This window comes from Aquabacter sp. DMC10, from assembly GCF_056314145.1.
In genome coordinates, this window is sequence record NZ_JBQUYX010000011.1 from 186,844 (window position 1) to 204,130 (window position 17,287).

Below are 17,287 nucleotides of genomic sequence, written 5' to 3' on the forward strand. Positions count from 1 at the left end.
AGGCGCGGCGCGCGAAGCGGGACATGAGCGTGCTGAAGAAAACCAACCAACCCATTCCCATCCGAACGGCCGAGGCCATCCAGACCTTGATCCGCGAGCGCGGCCTGAAGGCAGGAGATTCGCTTCCGGCCCAGCGGCAGCTGGCGGACCATCTGGGCGTCTCACGCCCGTCCCTCCGGGAGGCGCTCTCCATCCTGGAGACCCTGGGCGTCATCAGCGTCGAGGCGGGGCGCGGCGTCTATGTCACCGATCCCGCCAACCGGCCGGCGGCGCCTGCCCAATGGCGCTACAATCAGCTCTTCAGCCTGCGCGATGTCTACCAGGCCCGCCTGGCCATTGAAGGTCTGGCTTCCGCCCTCACGGCCGCGACCATCCATGGCGGCGTGATCGCCGAATTCGAGGCGCTCAACAGCGCCATGGACGCCGCCGCCGAGCGGCGCGACGGGCTGGCGCTGGCGGATGCCGACACTCGTTTCCACGACTTGATCTTTTCGCTGTGCGGCAATGCCATGTTCCAGAAGCTGTACCAGGACATCCGCACGGTGTTCGTGGAAAGCCAGCGCATTCCCATGAGCGAGCGCGAGCGCCTGCGGGAAACGGCGGCCGAGCACCGCCGGGTTCTGGAGGCCTTCGCCGCGCGCCAGCCGGAGGCGGCGCGGCGGGCGATGGAAAGCCACATCATCAATTCCGCCGCCCGTGCGGGGCTGGCGATCCTGTGACGGGTGGGCGACGGACCCCGTCTTCATGAGGATGCGCGGCCGGCGAGTGCAGCCACCAAGGCCGTTCCGCCATCCACCAGCAGGTTGATGTCATTGGTGGCGATGACGGTGGCCGCGCCGAGGGAGAAGGCGTGGCTTTCCAGCAGCGCATCCGGGACGCCGATCACGGCAAATTCCTTGCCCGCGGCGGTGGCGGCGGCGGCAATCCGGGCGAAGGCGGCGTGCACATCCGGGTGCCCCACCTCCCCCGCATGCCCGAGGCTGACCGCCAGATCATTGGCGCCCACCATGAGGGCATCAATGCCGGGAACGGCGGCGATGGCCTCGGCCTCCGCCACCCCTTCGGCGCTCTCGATCATGACCGTGACCTGCACCTCCGCCTCGCAGCCGGCCATGAGCGTCTTCACGTCCACGGGGCGGAAGCCGAAAAGGGCGAGGGGGCTCGGCACCGAACGGTTGCCGTAAGGCGCATAGCGGGTCAGCTGGGCAATGCGGCGGGCCTGGGCGGCAGTGTCCACATGGGGCACGATCACGCCACGTGCGCCGCAATCCAGCACTCGGGCCAAGTCGGGATGGTCCGGCCCACCCACCCGCACGTCCACCGGCAGGCCGGCCATGCGGCCCGCGACACACAGGCTGGCTACGTCGGCGATGCCCATGGCGCTGTGCTCCATGTCCACCACCAGCAGGTCGAAGCCGGCGGTGCGGGTAAGGCTAACCACCTCCACGCTGCGCAGGACAACGGCGGCCAGACCAAAGCGGGGCATCGGCACTTTCCTCTTGGACGGGGCAGGGCCGTGACGCCTCCGCCTCTCTCGTGGAAAGGCATGCAGTGACCGGCCCGACTGGTCAGACCACGCTTGCACAAGCCCCGAAACCCTGCAAGGCGATTTTTTGGGCGGTGGTCCTGCATGGGGCGAGCGCTTTCGCGGCCTGCGGCCACATGTCGGGCGGTTCGCCCTGCGCCGCGGGCACCGGCGGGTGCGCGCGCATCGGCGGACAGGCCTGACCAGTTGGCGATCTGCTCGACGGTGCGCAGGGAGGCCTGGCGTCCGACGATCCCCCTGCGATGGGACGGTGTCAGCCGCCCGCCTGCTCCTCGGCGGCGCGGACCAGGCGCCGCTTCACTTTGCCGAAGCCGTCCCGTGGCAAACTGGGCCGCAGGGAGAGGCTCTTGGGCAATTCGTCCGATGCCAGTCGCCCGGCGCAATGCCGGCGCACGTCGGCGAGGGTCACGGGCTTGTTGGCGTCCACTGGCTCGATCACCACATGCACCCGTTGGCCCCAGTCCCGGTCCTCAAGGCCCACGGCCACCACGTCGCGCACGCCGGGGCAGGACAGGACGGCGGCCTCAACCTTTTCCGGGTGGACCTTCACGCCGCCGGAATTGATGACGTCGTCGCGCCGGCCGGCGAGGTGCACATAGCCGTCCGCGTCCAGGAACGCCATGTCGCCCACGCTGACGAAGCCATCCGCATCCTCGCGGGAGGTCACGCCGGGATCGAGGTAGCGCACGCGGGCTTGCGGAACAGGTTCGCCATCGCGGCGCATGAACAATTCACCCACTTCGCCAACCGGCAGCAGTGTTCCCTCCGCATCGTAGATGCGCGCCGCGCTCTGGAACGGACGGCCGACGGAGCCGCGATGGGCGAGCCATTCGCTGCCCGTGATGAGGGTCTGACCCACATTCTCGCCGGAGCCGTACATCTCGGTGACCCGAGCCGGCCCGAGGCGGTCGATCCAGGCGGCTTTCAGCCAGTCGGCGCAGGGCGCGCCTGTGTGATAGAGCGCCTCCAGTGTGGCAAGGCTGCGCGGCCGGCGGGCGTCCGCATCCAGCATGCGCACCATCATGGTGGGCACGACCATGGCGAACTGAACCTCGAAACGGTCGATGGCGTCGAGGGCAAGGTCGGCGCTGAACGCTTCCATCACCACCAGATGATGCCCCTCGAACAGGCCGATATGGGCCCAGGTGAGCGGCGCATTATGGGACATGGCGCCCGCCACCAATTGCACCTGGTTCGCCCGGAAGCCCAGCGCGGGGGCCACGTCGCCCCAGGGCCGCCCCGGCGCAAAGCGCCAGGGCAAGTTGTCTGCCATGAGCTTTGAGACGCCGGTGGAGCCGCCCGACAGCAGGATCTTGCCCGGCCGGGAAACCTGGTCGGGCATCTCGCTTGCGGGGTGCGCTGTAATCTCCGCCCAAATGGAGGGCAGGGCGACCGCCCGCGAATCGGCCGCGTGAGCGTCGGGCATCACCACCAGCCCCGCCTTCGCCCGGTCCCACATGCCGGACAGGATGTCGGCGGGCTGGCGATGGTCGAACGAGAGCACCGTGCCGCCCATGCGCCACACGCCCAGCACCAGGACGATATGGGCGAGCCCATTGGGCAGGCCGATGCCCACCACGGCGCCCTGACCGAGCCCTCGGCCGACCAGCACACCGGCCGCCTGGTCCACCAGGCGGTCGAGCGCGGCCCAGCCGACGGGATGGGCCGTGCCGTTCGGGGACAGCACGGTGATGGCCGGGGCGCCGCCACGGGCGCGGGCGTGGCCGCGCAGGCGCGCTCCGAAGGTGACCGTCGTGTCGGCGCTGGCGGCATCACTCATGGGGCGAAACTCTCGGTGTAAAACGCGCGGTGTCCAAATGGGTGAGGCCGGCGACGGCGCGCATGGCGCCGCACCGGCCGGACTGGAAGCTGGCCTATGGCGCCCGCCGGGTCAAACCAGGCCGAGGCTTTCCAGCACCGCCTTGAGGGGCGCGCGCCGGTCGTCAGGCAGCGGGAGGCGCGGGGCGCGGGGCGGGCCGCCCGGCTGGCCCATCATGCCCAGTGCCGCCTTGGTGGCCGACACATAAAGATCACCCGCCAGTGCATCCAGAAGCGGCGCCACGCGATCGGCGATGGCGCGGCTGCCGGCGAAGTCATTCTCCACCACCGTGCGCGTGTAAAGCTCCGCCGAGAGGGCCGGGGCGATGTTGGAAAAGACGGACACATAACCCGCCGCGCCCACCCGGTAGCTTTCCCAAGGGTGGTAGCCGGAAAACACCGTCATGCGGTCTCCGCACAGCCGGATGATCTCGGCGGTGCGCGGCACGGAGCCACTAGATTCCTTGATGTAGGAGACGTTGTCGATCTCGGACAGGCGCGCCACCAGCCGGGCGGAAAGATCAACGTTTGAGGTGAAGGGGTTGTTGTAGATCATGATGGGGATGCGGATGGCCCCGGCAATCGCCCGGTAATGGGCATAGATCTCGTCCGCCGTGGGCGAGGAGTAGAAGGGCGGGATAATCATCACGCCGTCGGCGCCGATGCTTTGCGCCTCCACGGTGAGGTCCACCGCGTCCTTCGTCCATTCCGCCGCCGTGCCGATCAGGACCGGCACGCGTCCCGCGGCCGCCTGCACAACGATTTCGCCGACCCGGCGGCGCTCGGCGCGGGTCAGGGAGAGAAATTCGCCGGTGGAACCGAGCGGAATAAGGCCGTGAGCCCCCTCCCGCACCTGCCAGTCCACGAAGCGGGCGAGGCCCTCCTCGTCCAGGCGTCCGTCGTCGGTGAAGGGGGTGACCATCACGGTGAAACTGCCTCGAAAGGTCGTCACGGCACGGGCTCCGGCAAGAGGTCAAAGGGGGGCGTGCGCAGCCGGAGGGCGCCCAAAGAGGGGGCCTCCGTTGCGAGATCCATATGCTTTTATTTGATCTAATATATGCAAATCAAGTTGACATTTGATCCATATCGCGGCCAATCAGAAGGTGCGCGTTTCAGGCGGTCCGCTGCCGCCGGAGCCCGTGCCCGCCTTCGCGCAGGAGCCCGCCATGCCCTTTCTTGAAGTGAACGACTTTCCCGGCACCGATGGCGCCCCGCCCGCCGGCCGGGCGGAGGCGGCTCGGCGCATGACCGACGCGCTGGCGGGGAGCTGGGGCATCGATCCAGCCATCATCTCCTGCTATTTCCAGCTCTATCCCACCGATGCCTATGCGCATGCGGGCCATATGCCGGCGCCGGAGGAGGCGCGCCGCATCTTCGTGAAGCTTCATGCCATCGCCCGCACGGCGGACCTGCGGCGCATGGCGGCAGAGGCCGTCACCCGCGCAGCGGCACAGGCCTATGGTGTGCCGGAGCAGGCCATAGTCATCTATTTCTTCGAGCGCGCCGTCAGCGAGATCGCCCATGGCGGAGTGCTGGAAGCCGGAACAGGCCATGTGACTTGATCGAATATTAGCCAGTCTCAAGCAATGGGAGATCAAAGATCGTGCACCGCCTTCTGTCCGCCGACCAGCGCCTCGTCATCGACACCGCCCGCCGCTTCGCCGAGGCGGAAATCCTGCCCGCAGCCGCCGCCATCGACCGCGACAACCGCTTTCCGCGCGAGCTGTATCGCGGGCTGGCGGATCTCGGCCTGTTCGGCATCGGCCTAGACGAGGAGAAGGGCGGGGCCGGCATGGATGCCGCCACCGCCTGCCTGGTGATGGAGGAGATTGCCCGCTGCTCCGGCGCGGTCGGCAACGCCTTCGCCATTCCAGTGGAGTCGGCCCGCTTCCTCGCCGAGCATGGCGGGCCGGTGCATCAGGCCTTGGTGCCGGGGGTGCTGTCCGGGGACGTGATCGTCGCAACCGCCGCCACCGAGCCGGACTTCGGCTCCGACGTCGCGGGCCTGCGCACCCAGGCAGTGAGGGACGGCGACGATTATGTCATCACCGGAACCAAGGCATGGGTCACCTTTGGCGAGATCGCCCATGTGGTGCTTGTCTTCGCCAAGACCAATCCGCAGGCCGGCCAGCGCGGCCTCAGCTGCATCATGGTGGAGACCGATCGCCCCGGCATCAGCCGCGGCAAGTCCGAGGAACTTCTCGGCATGCACGGCCTGGCCGAGTGCGGGCTGAGCTTTGATGGCGTGCGGGTGCCGGTGGCCAATCGCCTCGGGCCGGAGAATGGCGCCTTCAAGATGGCCATGGCCAATTTCAATTTCTCCCGCCTGATGATGGCCTCCATGGCGCTGGGCATGGCCCAGGCGGGGCTTGAGGATGCGCTGGACTATGCCCATAGCCGCATTCAGTTCGGTGCGCCCATCGCCAGCTTCCAGGCCGTGCAATTCATGCTGGCCGACATGTCCACGGAGATTTCCGCCGCCCGCCTGCTCATCCAGCACGCCGCCCGGCTGATGGACGCGGGCCACGAGATCGCGCGGGAGGCCGCGGAGGCGAAGCTCTTTGCCACCGACATGGCCAATCGCGCCATCTCCAACGCCCTTCAGATCCATGGCGGAAACGGCTATTCCCGCGCCTACCGGGTGGAGCGGCTCTACCGGGATGTGCGCCTCTCGCAGATCTATGAAGGCACCAACCAGATCCAGCGGCTGATTATCGCCCGCCAGCTCTCTCGCGCGCACGGTTGACCCGCACGCGCCCCGCCACCAGGAGCCCGCCTTGACCCGATCCCCTGATTTGTCCGGCGTCACCGTCGCCACGGTCCTGCCCTTCCATGAGGATTTCTCCATCGACTGGGCGAGCTATGAGCGGGTGCTGGCCTATTGCACCCGGCCCAAGGGCATTCGCGCCGTCTTCGTGAACGGCCATGCGGGTGAAGGCGCGACGCTGAGCGATGCCGAGCGGCTCGAGGTGATCCGCCGCACCCGGGCCTTCATCGGACCCGACGTGCCGCTGCTCACCGGCATCATCGCCTGGTCCACCGCCGAGGCGGTGGCACAGGCGCAGGCGGCCGAGGCGGCCGGCGTGGATGCAGCCGTGCTCTTCCCCCTGCCGCAGTTTTCCGGCGGGGCGGGCACGGACCCGCGCTACGCGCTTGATTATGTGGACACCGTGCTCGCCGCGACCGCACTGCCACTTTCCATCTTCCAGCAGCCAGTGGCCTCGGGCTACGGCTTCTCCTCCGCCATCCTGGGGGAACTGGTTTCCCGCCCGCGGGTGATCGCGGTGAAGGAAGGCAGCGGCGACATCGGGCTCTATGAGGACAATCTGCGGCGCATCAAGGCGGTGGCGCCCGACTGCTACATGCTGCCCTCCAATTATCACTGGCTGGTGGCGCAAGTGGCCATCGGCGCGGACGGCATCCTCTCCGGCATGGCGAGCCTCATCCCGGATCTCCTTTCCGACCTGTGGGCCGCTGCCGAGGCGGGCGATCTGCGGGCGCTGCGGGTGGTGAACGATCAGCTTTATCCCATCGTGCGCACCATCTATGGCGCCCCGCCGCTGATCGAGATGCACACGCGCATCAAGGTGGCGCTCAAGCATCTGGGCCTCATCTCGTCCGCCGTGCCCCGCCGTCCCCTGCTGCCGGTGCCCGGCGACGTGGCGGCGCGCGTGGGCACGGCGGTGGATGCCGCGGGCCTTTCCCGCTTCCTCGCCGCCTGAGGGCCGCGGGGCACTGCTCCGCTCTTTCCTGCGTTCCCGAGGTCCAGGCTATAAGGGCCAGGGCGGCCCTCGTGGTCGCCCGTCTTCTTCGTCCGGTGGTTCCCATGACGCATCCCCTCCGCCCTGCCCGACAGGCCCCCGCCGGGGAGACCGGCGAGGACACGGCCAGCAATTCGGTGGAGCAGGCCTGCCTGCTGATCCGGCAGGATATTCTCTCGGGCCATTATGCGCCGGGCGCCCGCATCAAGGTGGCAGACCTGTCCGGTCGCTTCGGTTTCTCGGCCATGCCCTTGCGCGAGGCCTTGCGCAAGCTGGAGGGCGAGGGGCTGGTGGAGATCGAGCCCAATCGTGGCGCCACCGTGCGCCGGCTGGACCGGGCCTTCATCGAGGATCTGTTCGAGCTGAACGCCGAGTTGCAGCTGCTCGCCATTCGTCGCTTCATCAAGGTGATGACACTGGACAAGCTGGACGAGCTGGAGGCGCGCGCCGAGGCCTATGCGGCCGCCGTGGAGGCCGGCGACCGGGAGCGCGGCGTGCGCCTTAACCGGGACCTGCACGCCCGCATGGTGGAGTTCGGCGGCAATCGGGAAGCCCTGCGCATGTTCCTGCGGGGCTGGGAGCTCATTGGGGCGTTCCGCCTGCGCTTCGGCTATGGGCCGGGCCGCGAGCGGGGCCTCGTGCGCGAGCACCGGCTGTTGCTGGAGGCCCTGCGCCGGCAGGACCTCCAGATGGCCGAGGCCATCATCCGCATGCAGCAGGCCGCCGTGTTGGAAGACCTGTTTTCGCGCCTGGGCGAGGAGGGAGCCTGAGCGCCCACCCTCGCCTGGCTTGAGCAAAGGAGCGGCCGGCGGCTTTTCGCACGACTGGCCGCCGGTGCCTCACTGGGTCGGGCCGGGGCCGCGAATGGCGAAGTTGCGGTCGGTGAGGCGGGTCATCTTGAAGGTGTCGAACAGCTTGTCATAGGTGCCGTCGGCATTCAGCTCCTTCAGCGCCTGCACCACCGCGTCCGCCAGGGTGCGGTCGACGAAGTCGAGGGTGATGTCGGTGCCGTTCAGGCCCTGCACCTTGATCTTGGCGATGCCCTTTTCTTCCAGCACGCGGGCGGTCTCGTCGATATTGATGCCGGCTTCCACCTGCCCGGCCTTGAGGGCGGCGGTGGTCTCGGACGCCGTCTTGAACGAGCGGAATTCGATGGGCTTCATGCCGGCGGCCACCATCTTGTCGTTCAGGAGCTTGGCCTGCTTCTCCTGGTAGGTCCCGGTCTCGATGCCCACGGTGTGGCCGGCCAGATCCTCGAACTTGGTGATTTCCAGCTTGCTGTCAGGCGAGGTGTAGATGCTGACCGCCTGCTGGGCATAGGGGATCATGAACATCAGCTTGGAGCGTTCCTCGGTCCAGAACATACCCGTGTCGATGCCGTCGAAGCGCTTGGCCTTGAGGGCCGGCAGCATGGAGGGCATGTCCATGCGCACGAACTCCATGTCGAGGCACAGCTTCTTGGCGATGGCCTTGCCCAGCTCCACGTTGAGGCCCTGCAGCTCGCCCTTCTCGTCCACGAACTGCTGGGGCGGCAGGGTGGGATTGGTGGACATCTGCAGCTTGCCGGGCGTGACGAGGTGTTCAGCGGACACCTTGGGCGTGCAGTCGGCGGCGGCCGCCGCCTGGGCGACGCCGAGCGCGCCGAGCAGGACGGAGAGGGCGACGAGTTTGCGCATGGGAGACGCTCCAATTCCTAGCGGTTAATCCTGGGATGCGGGACGCATGAGCACGAGGGCGGCGTGGATGGCGCTCACCGCCACGCGCCCGGTCTGGTCGAGGAGCTGCACCTCCTCGGTGACGATGCCGCGGTCGCCGCGCGAAGCGGGGCGTTTGGCGGTGAATGCAAATTCCACATGCACCGTGTCGCCCGCCACCACGGGCGCACGAAACTTCACGGCGTCCCAGCCGAGAGAGGCGACCGAGGTGTGCTCGTAAAGGCCACTGGCCGTCTTAAGCCCCTCCATGATGGACAGGCAGAACAGGCCGTGGACGATCACATCGGCAAAACCCTGGCTGCGGGCATAGGCGGCATCGGTGTGCAGCGGGTGATGGTCCCCCGTCACGGCGCAGAAGGCGGCGATGTCGGCGGCCGAAAGGGTGCGCGCCGGCGTGCGGTAGCGCGCGCCGATCTCCACATCCTCGAAAAACACATCGCGCGGGATGATCGTGCGGACCGCGCCCTCGGCTGCAAGATGAGGCATGGACACTCCCTCCGGTGCCGCGTGCGGACCGCTGGTCGAAACGGGCGCGCGCCCTTAGTGGATGATCTGGCTGAGGAAGAGCTTCGCCCGCTCGGACTTGGGGTTGCTGAAGAATTCGGCCGGGGTTTCCACTTCCACGATCCGTCCTTCATTCATGAAGATGACCCGGTCGCAGACTTCCCGCGCAAAGCCCATCTCATGGGTGACGCACAGCATGGTCATGCCTTCCTGGGCGAGCGACTTCATGGTCTCCAGCACTTCCTTGACCATTTCCGGGTCGAGGGCGGAGGTGGGCTCGTCGAACAGCATGACCTTGGGATTCATGGCCAGCGCCCGGGCGATGGCGACGCGCTGCTGCTGCCCACCCGACAATTGGCTGGGAAACTTGCGCGCCTGGTCCTGGACGCGCACCTTTTCCAGAAGGGACATGGCCATGGCCTCGGCATCCCTGCGGGGCATTTTCAGCGTGGTCATGGGCGCGAGCACGCAGTTTTCCAAAATGGTCATGTGCGGGAACAAATTGAAGTTCTGAAAGACCATGCCGGTCTGCCGCCGCACCTTGTCCACATTGGCCTTGGTCAGCTCGATGCCGTTCACATAGATGAGGCCGTCATCGTGCTTCTCGGTGCCGTTGATGCAGCGGATGAGGGTGGACTTGCCGGAGCCCGACGGCCCGCACACCACCACCGTCTCGCCCTTGCGAACGGACAGGTCCACTTCCTTCAGGGCGGTGAAATCCCCGAAGCTCTTATAGACCGCCTCCATGCGCACCGCCCATGTTCCGGCGGGCGCAGCGGCTTGCGCAGGTGCGTCCATCTCAGCGGCCTCCCTTCTTGATAAAGCGGCCGAAATGCTTCTCCAGCGGGCGCTGCACCAGGTCCCACAGGGAGGTCAGGACGAGGTAGTAGACGGCGGCCGCCGCATAGACCTCGAGGGTCAGGAACTGCTCCTGCATCAGCATCTCGGACCGGCGCATCAACTCCTCCACCGAGATGACGGAGGCCAGCGAAGTCGCCTTCAGCAGTCCGTTGATGGAATTGCCCAGCGGCGGGATCATCAGGCGGAAAGCCTGGGGCAGGATCACCCGCCAGAAGGCGGTGCCGCCGCCAAGACTCAGCGCCCACGCCGCTTCCCGCTGCCCGGCGGGCACCGAGAGGAAGCCCGAGCGGATGATCTCCGCCATGTAGGCCGCCTCGTGCAGCACCAGGCCGAGAAGCGCGGATTCCACCGCGCCGAGCTTGATGCCCAGTTGCGGCAGGCCGGTATAGATCACCACCAGCTGCACCAGCAGCGGCGTGCCGCGGAACAGCCAGATATAGAAGCCGGCGATCCAGGCGAGCGGACGGGCGTCGGCCATCTTGAGGAGGGCGATGCCCATGCCCAGCACCAGCCCTCCCACCACACCGGCCACCGTCAGCGCGACGGTGACGCCGACGCCGCCGATGAGGAACCAGTTGCCGAGATAGCCGATGAAGGCGTCGACGTTGAAATAGTGCATGGGCCGGGCTTTACTGCGGGCCCGGGCCGTCGATGGCGACCATCTGCCCTTCGGGCAGGCCGCGCAGGCCGAATTTGTCGAACAGCTTCTTATAGGTGCCGTCCATCTGCATGGAATCCAGCGCCTTGACCACGGCGTCCGCCACCGCCTTGTTGCGGAAGGCCATGGACATGCGGTTCTCGCCGAGGCCCGTGACTGCGACGCGGACGCGACCCTTTTCCACCAGCGTGCGGGCGACGCTGTCGATCAGGAGGGCGCTGTCCACCTGGCCGGCAAGCAGGGCGCCGGTGACATCGGTGGCGGTCTTGAAGGCGCGGATGGTGATGGGCTTCTTGCCCTCGGCCACCAGCTTCTCGCTATAGGCGATGAGCCATTTCTCCTGGTAGCTGTTGGTCTCGGCTCCCACCGAAGTGCCGGCGAGATCCGCTTGCGCCTTGATGGTGGAAGGCTTGTCCGACGCCTCGACCACCGAGAGGCTCTGCACGCCATAGGGCACCATGAACAGGATCTTGGAGCGCTCTTCGTTCCAGAACATGCCGGTGTTGAGGCCGTCCAGCCGGCCCGCCTTCACCGCCGGGATCATGCCGGGAAAGTCCATCCGCACGAGCGTGATGGGGGTGCAGATGCGGGTCGCGATCTCCTCGGCCAGTTCCACATTCAGGCCCTTCAGCGTGCCGTCGGCATCCACATATTGCTGGGGCGGATTGGTGGGGTTGATGGAGAGCTGCACGCTGCCCGGCGTCACCAGGTCCGCCGGCTTGATTTCGGCCACGCAGGCGGCATTCGCCCCCACAGTGCCGGCGCCCAGGAGCGCACAAGCCAGGAGGGTGCCCAGCGTTTTGGTGGCGAGAGAAATGCTCAATGTCTTGCTCATGGCGGGCGGTCCATGCGTCCAGCGGGCGAGGGGGACCTGTCGGAGGTCGATCAGGCGATCCGGCACAGCGAACCCTCAACAGTTCTGACTGGCCTGACCACACTATCGCCCTCGGCCTGCATCGGAGGCAAGACCGTTTTTTCGGCATAATTTGCTCAGAATTCAGCCAGAGGGCCAGGGCGCGGGCGCGAGGCGCGTCACAAAAGGCGTTCACCTTGGGTCTAGCTTGCGGGTCAGGGGTGGTTTTCTGGCCAGACCGGTCAGCTGGAATCCTGGTTTCACCACGCCTTAACGTCATACCCGCCGCGGGCGGGAGGCGTGGCAGGCGGGATCATTGGAACGGGGTGCGTGGCGACCTAGGTCATCATGCCGCGCGTGCCTCTTCGGCGATCCATTGCGCGAAGGCTTGGGCGGGTCCCCGGCTCAGCCGCACCGGCTCGGGAAGGATGAGGCAGAAGGTCTTGGAGATGGCGCGACCCTCAGGCCAAGGCGCCACCAGCCGGCCCGCCGCCAGTTCGGCTTCCACATACAGCCGTGGTACCAGCGCGACGCCGAGGCCCGCCAGGGCCGCTGCGATCAGCATGGCGTGAAGGTCATAGCGGGCTCCAACGGCCGGATGGCTCAAGGGGATGCCGGTCTCTTCCGCATAGGCTTGCCAAGCTCCCGGGTTTTGGCGGCGATGGAGGCGCGGCAGCGTATCGAGGGCGCGCGCGCCGCTCCCGCCGTCCAGCAGGTTGGGGTGGCACACCGGGACCAGCACTTCCTTCATCAGGGCCTGCACGCGCATGCCGGTCCATGCGGGGTGGTCGAAGTGAATGGCGGCGTCGAAGCCGCTGTCGGCAAGGACGAAGGGCTCCATCTGCTCCGCCAGATGCACGGTGATGTTGGGGTGCCGCGCCTGAAACCCCTTCAGACGCGGGATCAGCCAGCGGGCGGCGAAGGTCGGGAGGGTGGCGATGTCGAGGCTCGCGCCGTCCTGGGGCTGGCCCATGAGATATTGGCTGTCCCGTTCCAGCCGGTCGAGCGTCTCGCGCACCTGCACGGCATAATGCGCGCCGTTCGGGCGCAACCGCACACGATTGCCGACCCGCTCGAACAGGGGCACGCCCAGGAAGGCTTCCAGGCGGCCGATCTGGCGGCTGATGGCGCCCTCCGTCAGCGCCAGTTCGTCGGCCGCCCGCGCAAAGCTGCCGTGGCGGGCGGCAGCCTCGAATGCCAGGAGCGCGGAATGGCTGGGGATCTTGCGGCGCACGGGGGGGCTCCAGGATCTGGCCGATCTCACGGCTCAGGATGACTTTTGTTCACTGAAGGATGACCCGACATCGTTATTGCGTGGCCATTTCGGCGGCTATCGTGATCGAACATCACGGAAAGGCAAGGCCCGGCTTATGCTGCCGGCCAAGGATGGTCCCATGATCTATACGGTGGAATGCGGCTTCGCCGATCCCGGCAGCGAAGCGGCCTGGAACGCTTTCTACAGCGACGACAAGCTGCCGGCTCTCATCTGCGTGCCCGGTTTTCGCTCCTCCCAGCGCTTCAGGGCGGTGCACGGCGCGTGTCCCCCCTATCTTGCCCTGCATACCGTTGACGGGCCGCACGTCCTGGCCAGCGATGCCTACCGCGAGAAGGGCGGCGGCAGTTTTGCGCGCTGGCAAGCTCACATCACGCGGTGGCACCGCAACCTCTATGATGGTCTCGACCACGGGCCGGAGGTCGCCAGCGACATGGTCATGCTGGCAAGCTGTTCCGGCCCCGGTTCTCTCGCCGACTTGGGCCTGGCCCCTTGCGCCTTGCGCGCCGTCGGGCTGGACCGGTCCCCGGCACAGCGCTGGCTGGGCACGTTGCCCCGGCGCGCACTCCCGCCTTTCCGAGGGCTGCCGGACGATGTCCAGGTCTATGCGCCCATGACACCTTGCCTGACGCCTCCGGCGCGCGAACCGGGGAGGTAGGTCCGCCATGCCCAATGTCACCATCTTCCTTCCACCCGCCGCCATGCCGTCGGACGCCGCGCTGTCCGGCCTGACCGACCAGTGTGTGGCGCTGTGCACGGACATCCTCCAGGCTGCCGAAGACACCGTGCATGTGATCTACGTTCCCGTTCGGCACGGACGCGGCCATCCGGTGTTCGCCGAGATCCGCTATCGGTGCACCGCGTTCCGCACGCCGGAGGTGTTCGCGCGCTTCATGGCCGGATTGGACGCGGCCATCCGCACCGCGACCGGCTGCACGCCCCGCATCCGCTGCTTCGGGTCGTCCCCTTCCAGCCTCCATGCCCGCAATTGAACGGCATCCAGAAGGTCACCATGTCCGATCCCCGCTATCCGAGCCGACAGATCGGCGACATCGCCATCACGCCCATTCCCGACGGGAGCCTCACCGTCAGCCTCGATCTCCTGGCCAACATCGAGCCGGCACAGGCGCTTGCCTTGCAGCGTGCCGCCGGCGTGACGGAGCCGGAGGTCCTCCATGTCCAGTGCTATCTGGTCCGCAGTCGCGCCCGCACCATCCTGATCGATGCGGGCGGTGGCGGCATCCAGAACCTGGGCGGGGAGATGCAAGGTCATTTGCGCCGCGCAGGCGTGCAGGCCGCAGACATTGACGCGGTAGTGTTGACCCACGCTCACCCGGATCACGTGGGCGGGCTGATGGACCCTGCCGGGAACGCGGCGTTCCCGAACGCCGAGCTGATCGTCCCGCAACGGGAGATCGCTTTCTGGCAGGATGACGCCCATCTGGCACGGGCCAGTGATCGGTCCCGGAGGAATTTTCAGATCGCCCGTCAGGCCTTCGAGGGCTACCGGGATCGGCTGCGCCCGTTTGAGGGGCCGCATGTGCTGCCGGGCATCACGGCGGTGCCGCTCCCGGGACATACGATCGGGCATACCGGTTATCGGATCGATCTGGGCCGGGAGAGCCTGCTGGTCTGGGGAGACATCGTGCATTTTCCGCACATCCAGATCCCCTGGCCGCAAGCCGCTCTGCCCTTCGATCAGGATGCCACGTGCGCTGCCGCCACCCGCGCGCGCATTCTGGATGAAGCCGTCAGTGACCGCCTGCTCATTGCCGGCATGCACCTGGGCCCGCCCGGCTTCCTGCGGATCGAGCGCCACGGCCAGGCGTTTCGCGTCGTGCCGGGGGCCTGAGGCGGAGTGAGGGCGTGACGAAGCGGCCCCGCGCGGCTCTCAATCGCCGGGTAAATGATCGGCCGGGGCGCCATCCTGGTCCTGCGGGATGGCATAGAAGCTGAGGAACATGGAGACGCCGCTTGAGATCTCCTTCTGAGTCTTGTGCGCATTGGGGAGGGGCAGGCCCAGAGCGCCGTCCAGCTTGATGTCCTCCGTCACCAGCGCGAGAAACTGGCGCGCGGCAAGATTGGGGTCGGTCAGACGCAGCCGGCCGCTGTCGCGCAACGCGCCCAGATAATCGGCCAGCTGACGGATCGTGGCCGCCGGGCCCTCGGCATAGAAGATGCGGGCGAGGCGCGGGAAGCGAGGGGCCACCGGCACGATGATCCGGTACAGCTCTATGCCGGCCTTCTGGGTGAAGATTTGCCGGTATTGAACGGCCACCTTGCGCAGTTCCTCGGCGATGGACGGCGCACCCGTGTCGGGTGCGTGGAGGGTGGCGTTGATGGTCCGGCATTCGTGCCGGATCAGGGCCTCGAAGAGATCGCCCTTGTTGGCAAAATGGGCATAGAGCGTCGCCTTGGACATGGATGCGACGCGGGCGATGGCATCCATCTTGGCGCCGTCATAGCCGTCTTCCAGGAACACCGTTCGGGCGGCCATCAGCGCTTCGCGCGCCTTCGGCCGCAGGTCCAGCAACTCGGGGCGGCTCTGGTCAGACGTAGGGGAATCGCCGGTGTCGGGATCGACATCCTCCGGCGCGGGCGGATCGAACGGAATCATGTCTGGACTTTATCAAAACTGAACGGTTCGGTCCATCTTGACTCCTTCATCCGTCGAGCTTATCCAATGATCGAACTGTACGGTTCGGTTCAGATTGGGTGCTGCCTGTGCCATCGATTCCGCGACATCATCGCCCGTTCCCAAAAGGGGCCGCCTGGCTGAGGGGCGGCCTCGCGCTTTCCGCGCTGCTCGTGCTGAATGGCTGCATGGTCGGGCCCGATTTCCAGTCGCCTGACGCGCCGCGGGTGAATGGCTATCTGCCGGGCGGCCCGCCGCAGGCCACCACCTCCGCCGATGTGCATGGCGGGCAAAGTCAGGTCTTCCTGCGCGGCCGCGACCTGCCAGGCGAATGGTGGAAGGTGTTCCGAAACAAGCAGATCGACGCGTTCGTGGCGGAGGCGATCCGCAATCATCCCGACATCGCCGCCGCCCAGGCGGCCCTGCGCGCGGCGCGGGAGAATGCGCTGGCGGAGGAAGGGGCGCTGTTCCCCCAGGTGTCCGCCAACGGCGGGCCGACCCGCCAGGTGACCTCGCTGGCAACCCAGGGTGAGAGCGGGAATACCAGCCCGTACAATCTTTATAACGCCACGGTCAGCGTCACCTATGTGCTCGACGCCTGGGGCGGCACCCGCCGCCAGGTCGAGGCGCTGCAGGCGCAGGCCGATTATCAGCGCTTCCAACTGGAAGCCACCTATCTCAGCCTCACCGCGAACGTGGTGACGGCGGCCATTTCCGATGCCTCGCTGCGGGCCCAGATCGACGCCACCAACGACATCATCAAGTCGGAGCAGGAGCAGCTGACGCTGGTCCAGCGGCAGTTCGAGCTGGGTGCCGTGGCGCAATCCGACGTGCTGTCCCAGCAATCCAACCTCGCCCAGACGCAGGCCACCCTGCCGCCGCTGCAGAAGCAGCTGGCACAGCAGCGCAACCAGCTCATGGCCTATCTCGGCCGGCTGCCCAGCGAGGATCGGGGCGAGCATGTGACGCTCGCAAGCCTCACCTTGCCGCGGGACCTGCCGGTGAGCCTGCCCTCCGCCTTGGTGCGCCAGCGGCCGGACATTGCGTCTGCAGAAGCAAGCCTGCACAAGGCCACCGCCACGGTGGGCGTGAATGTCGCCAATATGCTGCCCCAGATCCAGCTTTCCGGCAGCTACGGGCGCTCAGGCCTGACCCCCGACAGTCTCTTCAACCCGGGCACCGCCGCCTGGAGCATCGCGGCGAGCGCGGCCCAGACGGTGTTCGACGGCGGCACGCTGTTCCACGACAAGGAAGCCGCCATCGCCACCCGCGAGCAGGCCTTCGCGCAGTACAAGAGCACGGTCATCACCGCCTTCAAGGATGTGGCCGATGCCCTGCGCGCGATCCAGGCGGATGCCGAGACCCTGAAGGCCCAATTGGCTTATGAGCGGGCGGCGCAGGAGAGCGTGAAGATTTCGCGCACCCAATACCTGGCCGGCGCGGTCACCTACCCCTCGGTGCTGACCTCCGAGCAGAACTATCAGCAGGCCGTTGTCGCCCGCGTGAAGGCGCAGGCCACGCGCTTCTCGGACACTGCGGCCCTGTTCCAGGCGCTTGGCGGCGGCTGGTGGAACCGCGTGGACCAGACCGCCCAGGCCACGCCCCGCGCGGACGCGGGCTATTTCCAGGATCACTGACCAACCGGCGCCCTTCGGCCCGCTCC

Annotated in this window: 19 protein-coding genes; 9 read left to right on the forward strand and 10 right to left on the reverse strand. The window is 67.2% G+C overall.

Going from position 1 to position 17,287, the window contains the following annotated elements; all coding sequences use genetic code 11:
• Positions 1 to 23: 23 nt before the first annotated feature.
• Positions 24 to 719 carry a FadR/GntR family transcriptional regulator gene (locus ACT54L_RS24385; RefSeq protein ID WP_476088256.1) on the forward strand — a complete coding sequence of 232 codons (696 nt, stop codon included), beginning with the start codon at positions 24 to 26 and terminating at the stop codon, positions 717 to 719.
• A 23-nt stretch (positions 720 to 742) separates the two neighbouring features.
• On the opposite strand, the gene ACT54L_RS24390 is transcribed toward ACT54L_RS24385, so the two are convergent.
• From ACT54L_RS24390 to dapA, 3 genes are all read right to left on the reverse strand, one after another.
• Complete coding sequence (locus tag ACT54L_RS24390; RefSeq protein WP_476088257.1) at positions 743 to 1,486, reverse strand: aldolase/citrate lyase family protein; 744 nt, start codon at positions 1,484 to 1,486, stop codon at positions 743 to 745.
• 313 nt (positions 1,487 to 1,799) lie between these two features.
• Positions 1,800 to 3,326: an AMP-binding protein gene (locus tag ACT54L_RS24395; RefSeq protein WP_476088258.1), complete on the reverse strand. Its 1,527-nt coding sequence runs from the start codon at positions 3,324 to 3,326 to the stop codon at positions 1,800 to 1,802.
• A 111-nt stretch (positions 3,327 to 3,437) separates the two neighbouring features.
• The gene (gene dapA / locus ACT54L_RS24400) at positions 3,438 to 4,316 is read right to left on the reverse strand and encodes a 4-hydroxy-tetrahydrodipicolinate synthase (protein WP_476088259.1); all 879 of its coding nucleotides are present in this window, start codon (positions 4,314 to 4,316) and stop codon (positions 3,438 to 3,440) included.
• Between the two features lie 214 nt (positions 4,317 to 4,530).
• On the opposite strand from dapA, the gene ACT54L_RS24405 reads away from it, so the two are divergent.
• From ACT54L_RS24405 to ACT54L_RS24420, 4 genes are all read left to right on the forward strand, one after another.
• Positions 4,531 to 4,926 (forward strand): hypothetical protein, encoded by a 396-nt coding sequence (locus tag ACT54L_RS24405; protein WP_476088260.1) that lies wholly within the window; start codon positions 4,531 to 4,533, stop codon positions 4,924 to 4,926.
• 41 nt (positions 4,927 to 4,967) lie between these two features.
• Positions 4,968 to 6,110 carry an acyl-CoA dehydrogenase family protein gene (locus tag ACT54L_RS24410; RefSeq protein WP_476088261.1) on the forward strand — a complete coding sequence of 381 codons (1,143 nt, stop codon included), beginning with the start codon at positions 4,968 to 4,970 and terminating at the stop codon, positions 6,108 to 6,110.
• A gap of 31 nt (positions 6,111 to 6,141) precedes the next feature.
• Positions 6,142 to 7,086 carry a dihydrodipicolinate synthase family protein gene (locus ACT54L_RS24415; protein WP_476088262.1) on the forward strand — a complete coding sequence of 315 codons (945 nt, stop codon included), beginning with the start codon at positions 6,142 to 6,144 and terminating at the stop codon, positions 7,084 to 7,086.
• Positions 7,087 to 7,190: 104 nt separating this feature from the next.
• On the forward strand, positions 7,191 to 7,895 hold the full coding sequence (locus ACT54L_RS24420; RefSeq protein ID WP_476088263.1) for a GntR family transcriptional regulator: 705 nt from the start codon (positions 7,191 to 7,193) through the stop codon (positions 7,893 to 7,895).
• Between the two features lie 69 nt (positions 7,896 to 7,964).
• Here ACT54L_RS24420 and ACT54L_RS24425 read toward each other — a convergent pair whose 3' ends face one another.
• The 6 genes from ACT54L_RS24425 to ACT54L_RS24450 all read right to left on the reverse strand — a co-directional run bounded on the left by ACT54L_RS24425 (position 7,965) and on the right by ACT54L_RS24450 (position 12,950).
• Entirely contained in the window at positions 7,965 to 8,801 is an 837-nt protein-coding gene (locus ACT54L_RS24425) for an ABC transporter substrate-binding protein (protein ID WP_476088264.1), read from the reverse strand.
• A 24-nt stretch (positions 8,802 to 8,825) separates the two neighbouring features.
• A complete protein-coding gene (locus tag ACT54L_RS24430) occupies positions 8,826 to 9,326 on the reverse strand; it encodes a MaoC family dehydratase (protein WP_476088265.1) in 501 nt (166 codons plus the stop codon).
• 54 nt (positions 9,327 to 9,380) lie between these two features.
• Positions 9,381 to 10,142 carry an amino acid ABC transporter ATP-binding protein gene (locus tag ACT54L_RS24435; RefSeq protein WP_476088266.1) on the reverse strand — a complete coding sequence of 254 codons (762 nt, stop codon included), beginning with the start codon at positions 10,140 to 10,142 and terminating at the stop codon, positions 9,381 to 9,383.
• 1 nt (position 10,143) lies between these two features.
• On the reverse strand, positions 10,144 to 10,824 hold the full coding sequence (locus tag ACT54L_RS24440; protein ID WP_476088267.1) for an amino acid ABC transporter permease: 681 nt from the start codon (positions 10,822 to 10,824) through the stop codon (positions 10,144 to 10,146).
• Between the two features lie 10 nt (positions 10,825 to 10,834).
• On the reverse strand, positions 10,835 to 11,698 hold the full coding sequence (locus ACT54L_RS24445; RefSeq protein WP_476088268.1) for an ABC transporter substrate-binding protein: 864 nt from the start codon (positions 11,696 to 11,698) through the stop codon (positions 10,835 to 10,837).
• Between the two features lie 364 nt (positions 11,699 to 12,062).
• Positions 12,063 to 12,950, reverse strand: a complete 888-nt coding sequence (locus tag ACT54L_RS24450) for a LysR substrate-binding domain-containing protein (RefSeq protein ID WP_476088269.1) — start codon at positions 12,948 to 12,950, stop codon at positions 12,063 to 12,065.
• Positions 12,951 to 13,110: 160 nt separating this feature from the next.
• Here ACT54L_RS24450 and ACT54L_RS24455 point away from each other — a divergent pair, with 160 nt between their 5' ends.
• From ACT54L_RS24455 to ACT54L_RS24465, 3 genes are read left to right on the forward strand one after another with little or no spacing between them, the layout of a single operon-like run.
• Positions 13,111 to 13,647 carry a sugar ABC transporter gene (locus ACT54L_RS24455; RefSeq protein ID WP_476088270.1) on the forward strand — a complete coding sequence of 179 codons (537 nt, stop codon included), beginning with the start codon at positions 13,111 to 13,113 and terminating at the stop codon, positions 13,645 to 13,647.
• 7 nt (positions 13,648 to 13,654) lie between these two features.
• On the forward strand, positions 13,655 to 13,981 hold the full coding sequence (locus ACT54L_RS24460; protein ID WP_476088271.1) for a hypothetical protein: 327 nt from the start codon (positions 13,655 to 13,657) through the stop codon (positions 13,979 to 13,981).
• Between the two features lie 20 nt (positions 13,982 to 14,001).
• Positions 14,002 to 14,841, forward strand: coding sequence for an MBL fold metallo-hydrolase (locus ACT54L_RS24465; protein WP_476088272.1), 840 nt, complete (start codon positions 14,002 to 14,004; stop codon positions 14,839 to 14,841).
• A 39-nt stretch (positions 14,842 to 14,880) separates the two neighbouring features.
• Here the strand turns inward: ACT54L_RS24465 and ACT54L_RS24470 are convergent, their stop codons facing one another.
• Complete coding sequence (locus ACT54L_RS24470) at positions 14,881 to 15,606, reverse strand: TetR/AcrR family transcriptional regulator (RefSeq protein WP_476088273.1); 726 nt, start codon at positions 15,604 to 15,606, stop codon at positions 14,881 to 14,883.
• Positions 15,607 to 15,812: 206 nt separating this feature from the next.
• On the opposite strand from ACT54L_RS24470, the gene ACT54L_RS24475 reads away from it, so the two are divergent.
• Positions 15,813 to 17,261: an efflux transporter outer membrane subunit gene (locus ACT54L_RS24475; RefSeq protein WP_476088274.1), complete on the forward strand. Its 1,449-nt coding sequence runs from the start codon at positions 15,813 to 15,815 to the stop codon at positions 17,259 to 17,261.
• Positions 17,262 to 17,287: the final 26 nt, after the last annotated feature.

Bases quoted from the DNA above. Each gene is read 5' to 3' on its own strand.
- ACT54L_RS24385 (WP_476088256.1), top strand. From the start codon at position 24: ATGAGCGTGCTGAAGAAAACCAACCAACCCATTCCCATCCGAACGGCC.
- ACT54L_RS24390 (WP_476088257.1), bottom strand. From the start codon at position 1,486: ATGCCCCGCTTTGGTCTGGCCGCCGTTGTCCTGCGCAGCGTGGAGGTG.
- ACT54L_RS24395 (WP_476088258.1), bottom strand. From the start codon at position 3,326: ATGAGTGATGCCGCCAGCGCCGACACGACGGTCACCTTCGGAGCGCGC.
- ACT54L_RS24405 (WP_476088260.1), top strand. From the start codon at position 4,531: ATGCCCTTTCTTGAAGTGAACGACTTTCCCGGCACCGATGGCGCCCCG.
- ACT54L_RS24420 (WP_476088263.1), top strand. From the start codon at position 7,191: ATGACGCATCCCCTCCGCCCTGCCCGACAGGCCCCCGCCGGGGAGACC.
- ACT54L_RS24425 (WP_476088264.1), bottom strand. From the start codon at position 8,801: ATGCGCAAACTCGTCGCCCTCTCCGTCCTGCTCGGCGCGCTCGGCGTC.
- ACT54L_RS24430 (WP_476088265.1), bottom strand. From the start codon at position 9,326: ATGCCTCATCTTGCAGCCGAGGGCGCGGTCCGCACGATCATCCCGCGC.
- ACT54L_RS24435 (WP_476088266.1), bottom strand. From the start codon at position 10,142: ATGGACGCACCTGCGCAAGCCGCTGCGCCCGCCGGAACATGGGCGGTG.
- ACT54L_RS24440 (WP_476088267.1), bottom strand. From the start codon at position 10,824: ATGCACTATTTCAACGTCGACGCCTTCATCGGCTATCTCGGCAACTGG.
- ACT54L_RS24445 (WP_476088268.1), bottom strand. From the start codon at position 11,698: ATGAGCAAGACATTGAGCATTTCTCTCGCCACCAAAACGCTGGGCACC.
- ACT54L_RS24455 (WP_476088270.1), top strand. From the start codon at position 13,111: ATGATCTATACGGTGGAATGCGGCTTCGCCGATCCCGGCAGCGAAGCG.
- ACT54L_RS24460 (WP_476088271.1), top strand. From the start codon at position 13,655: ATGCCCAATGTCACCATCTTCCTTCCACCCGCCGCCATGCCGTCGGAC.
- ACT54L_RS24465 (WP_476088272.1), top strand. From the start codon at position 14,002: ATGTCCGATCCCCGCTATCCGAGCCGACAGATCGGCGACATCGCCATC.
- ACT54L_RS24470 (WP_476088273.1), bottom strand. From the start codon at position 15,606: ATGATTCCGTTCGATCCGCCCGCGCCGGAGGATGTCGATCCCGACACC.
- ACT54L_RS24475 (WP_476088274.1), top strand. From the start codon at position 15,813: ATGGTCGGGCCCGATTTCCAGTCGCCTGACGCGCCGCGGGTGAATGGC.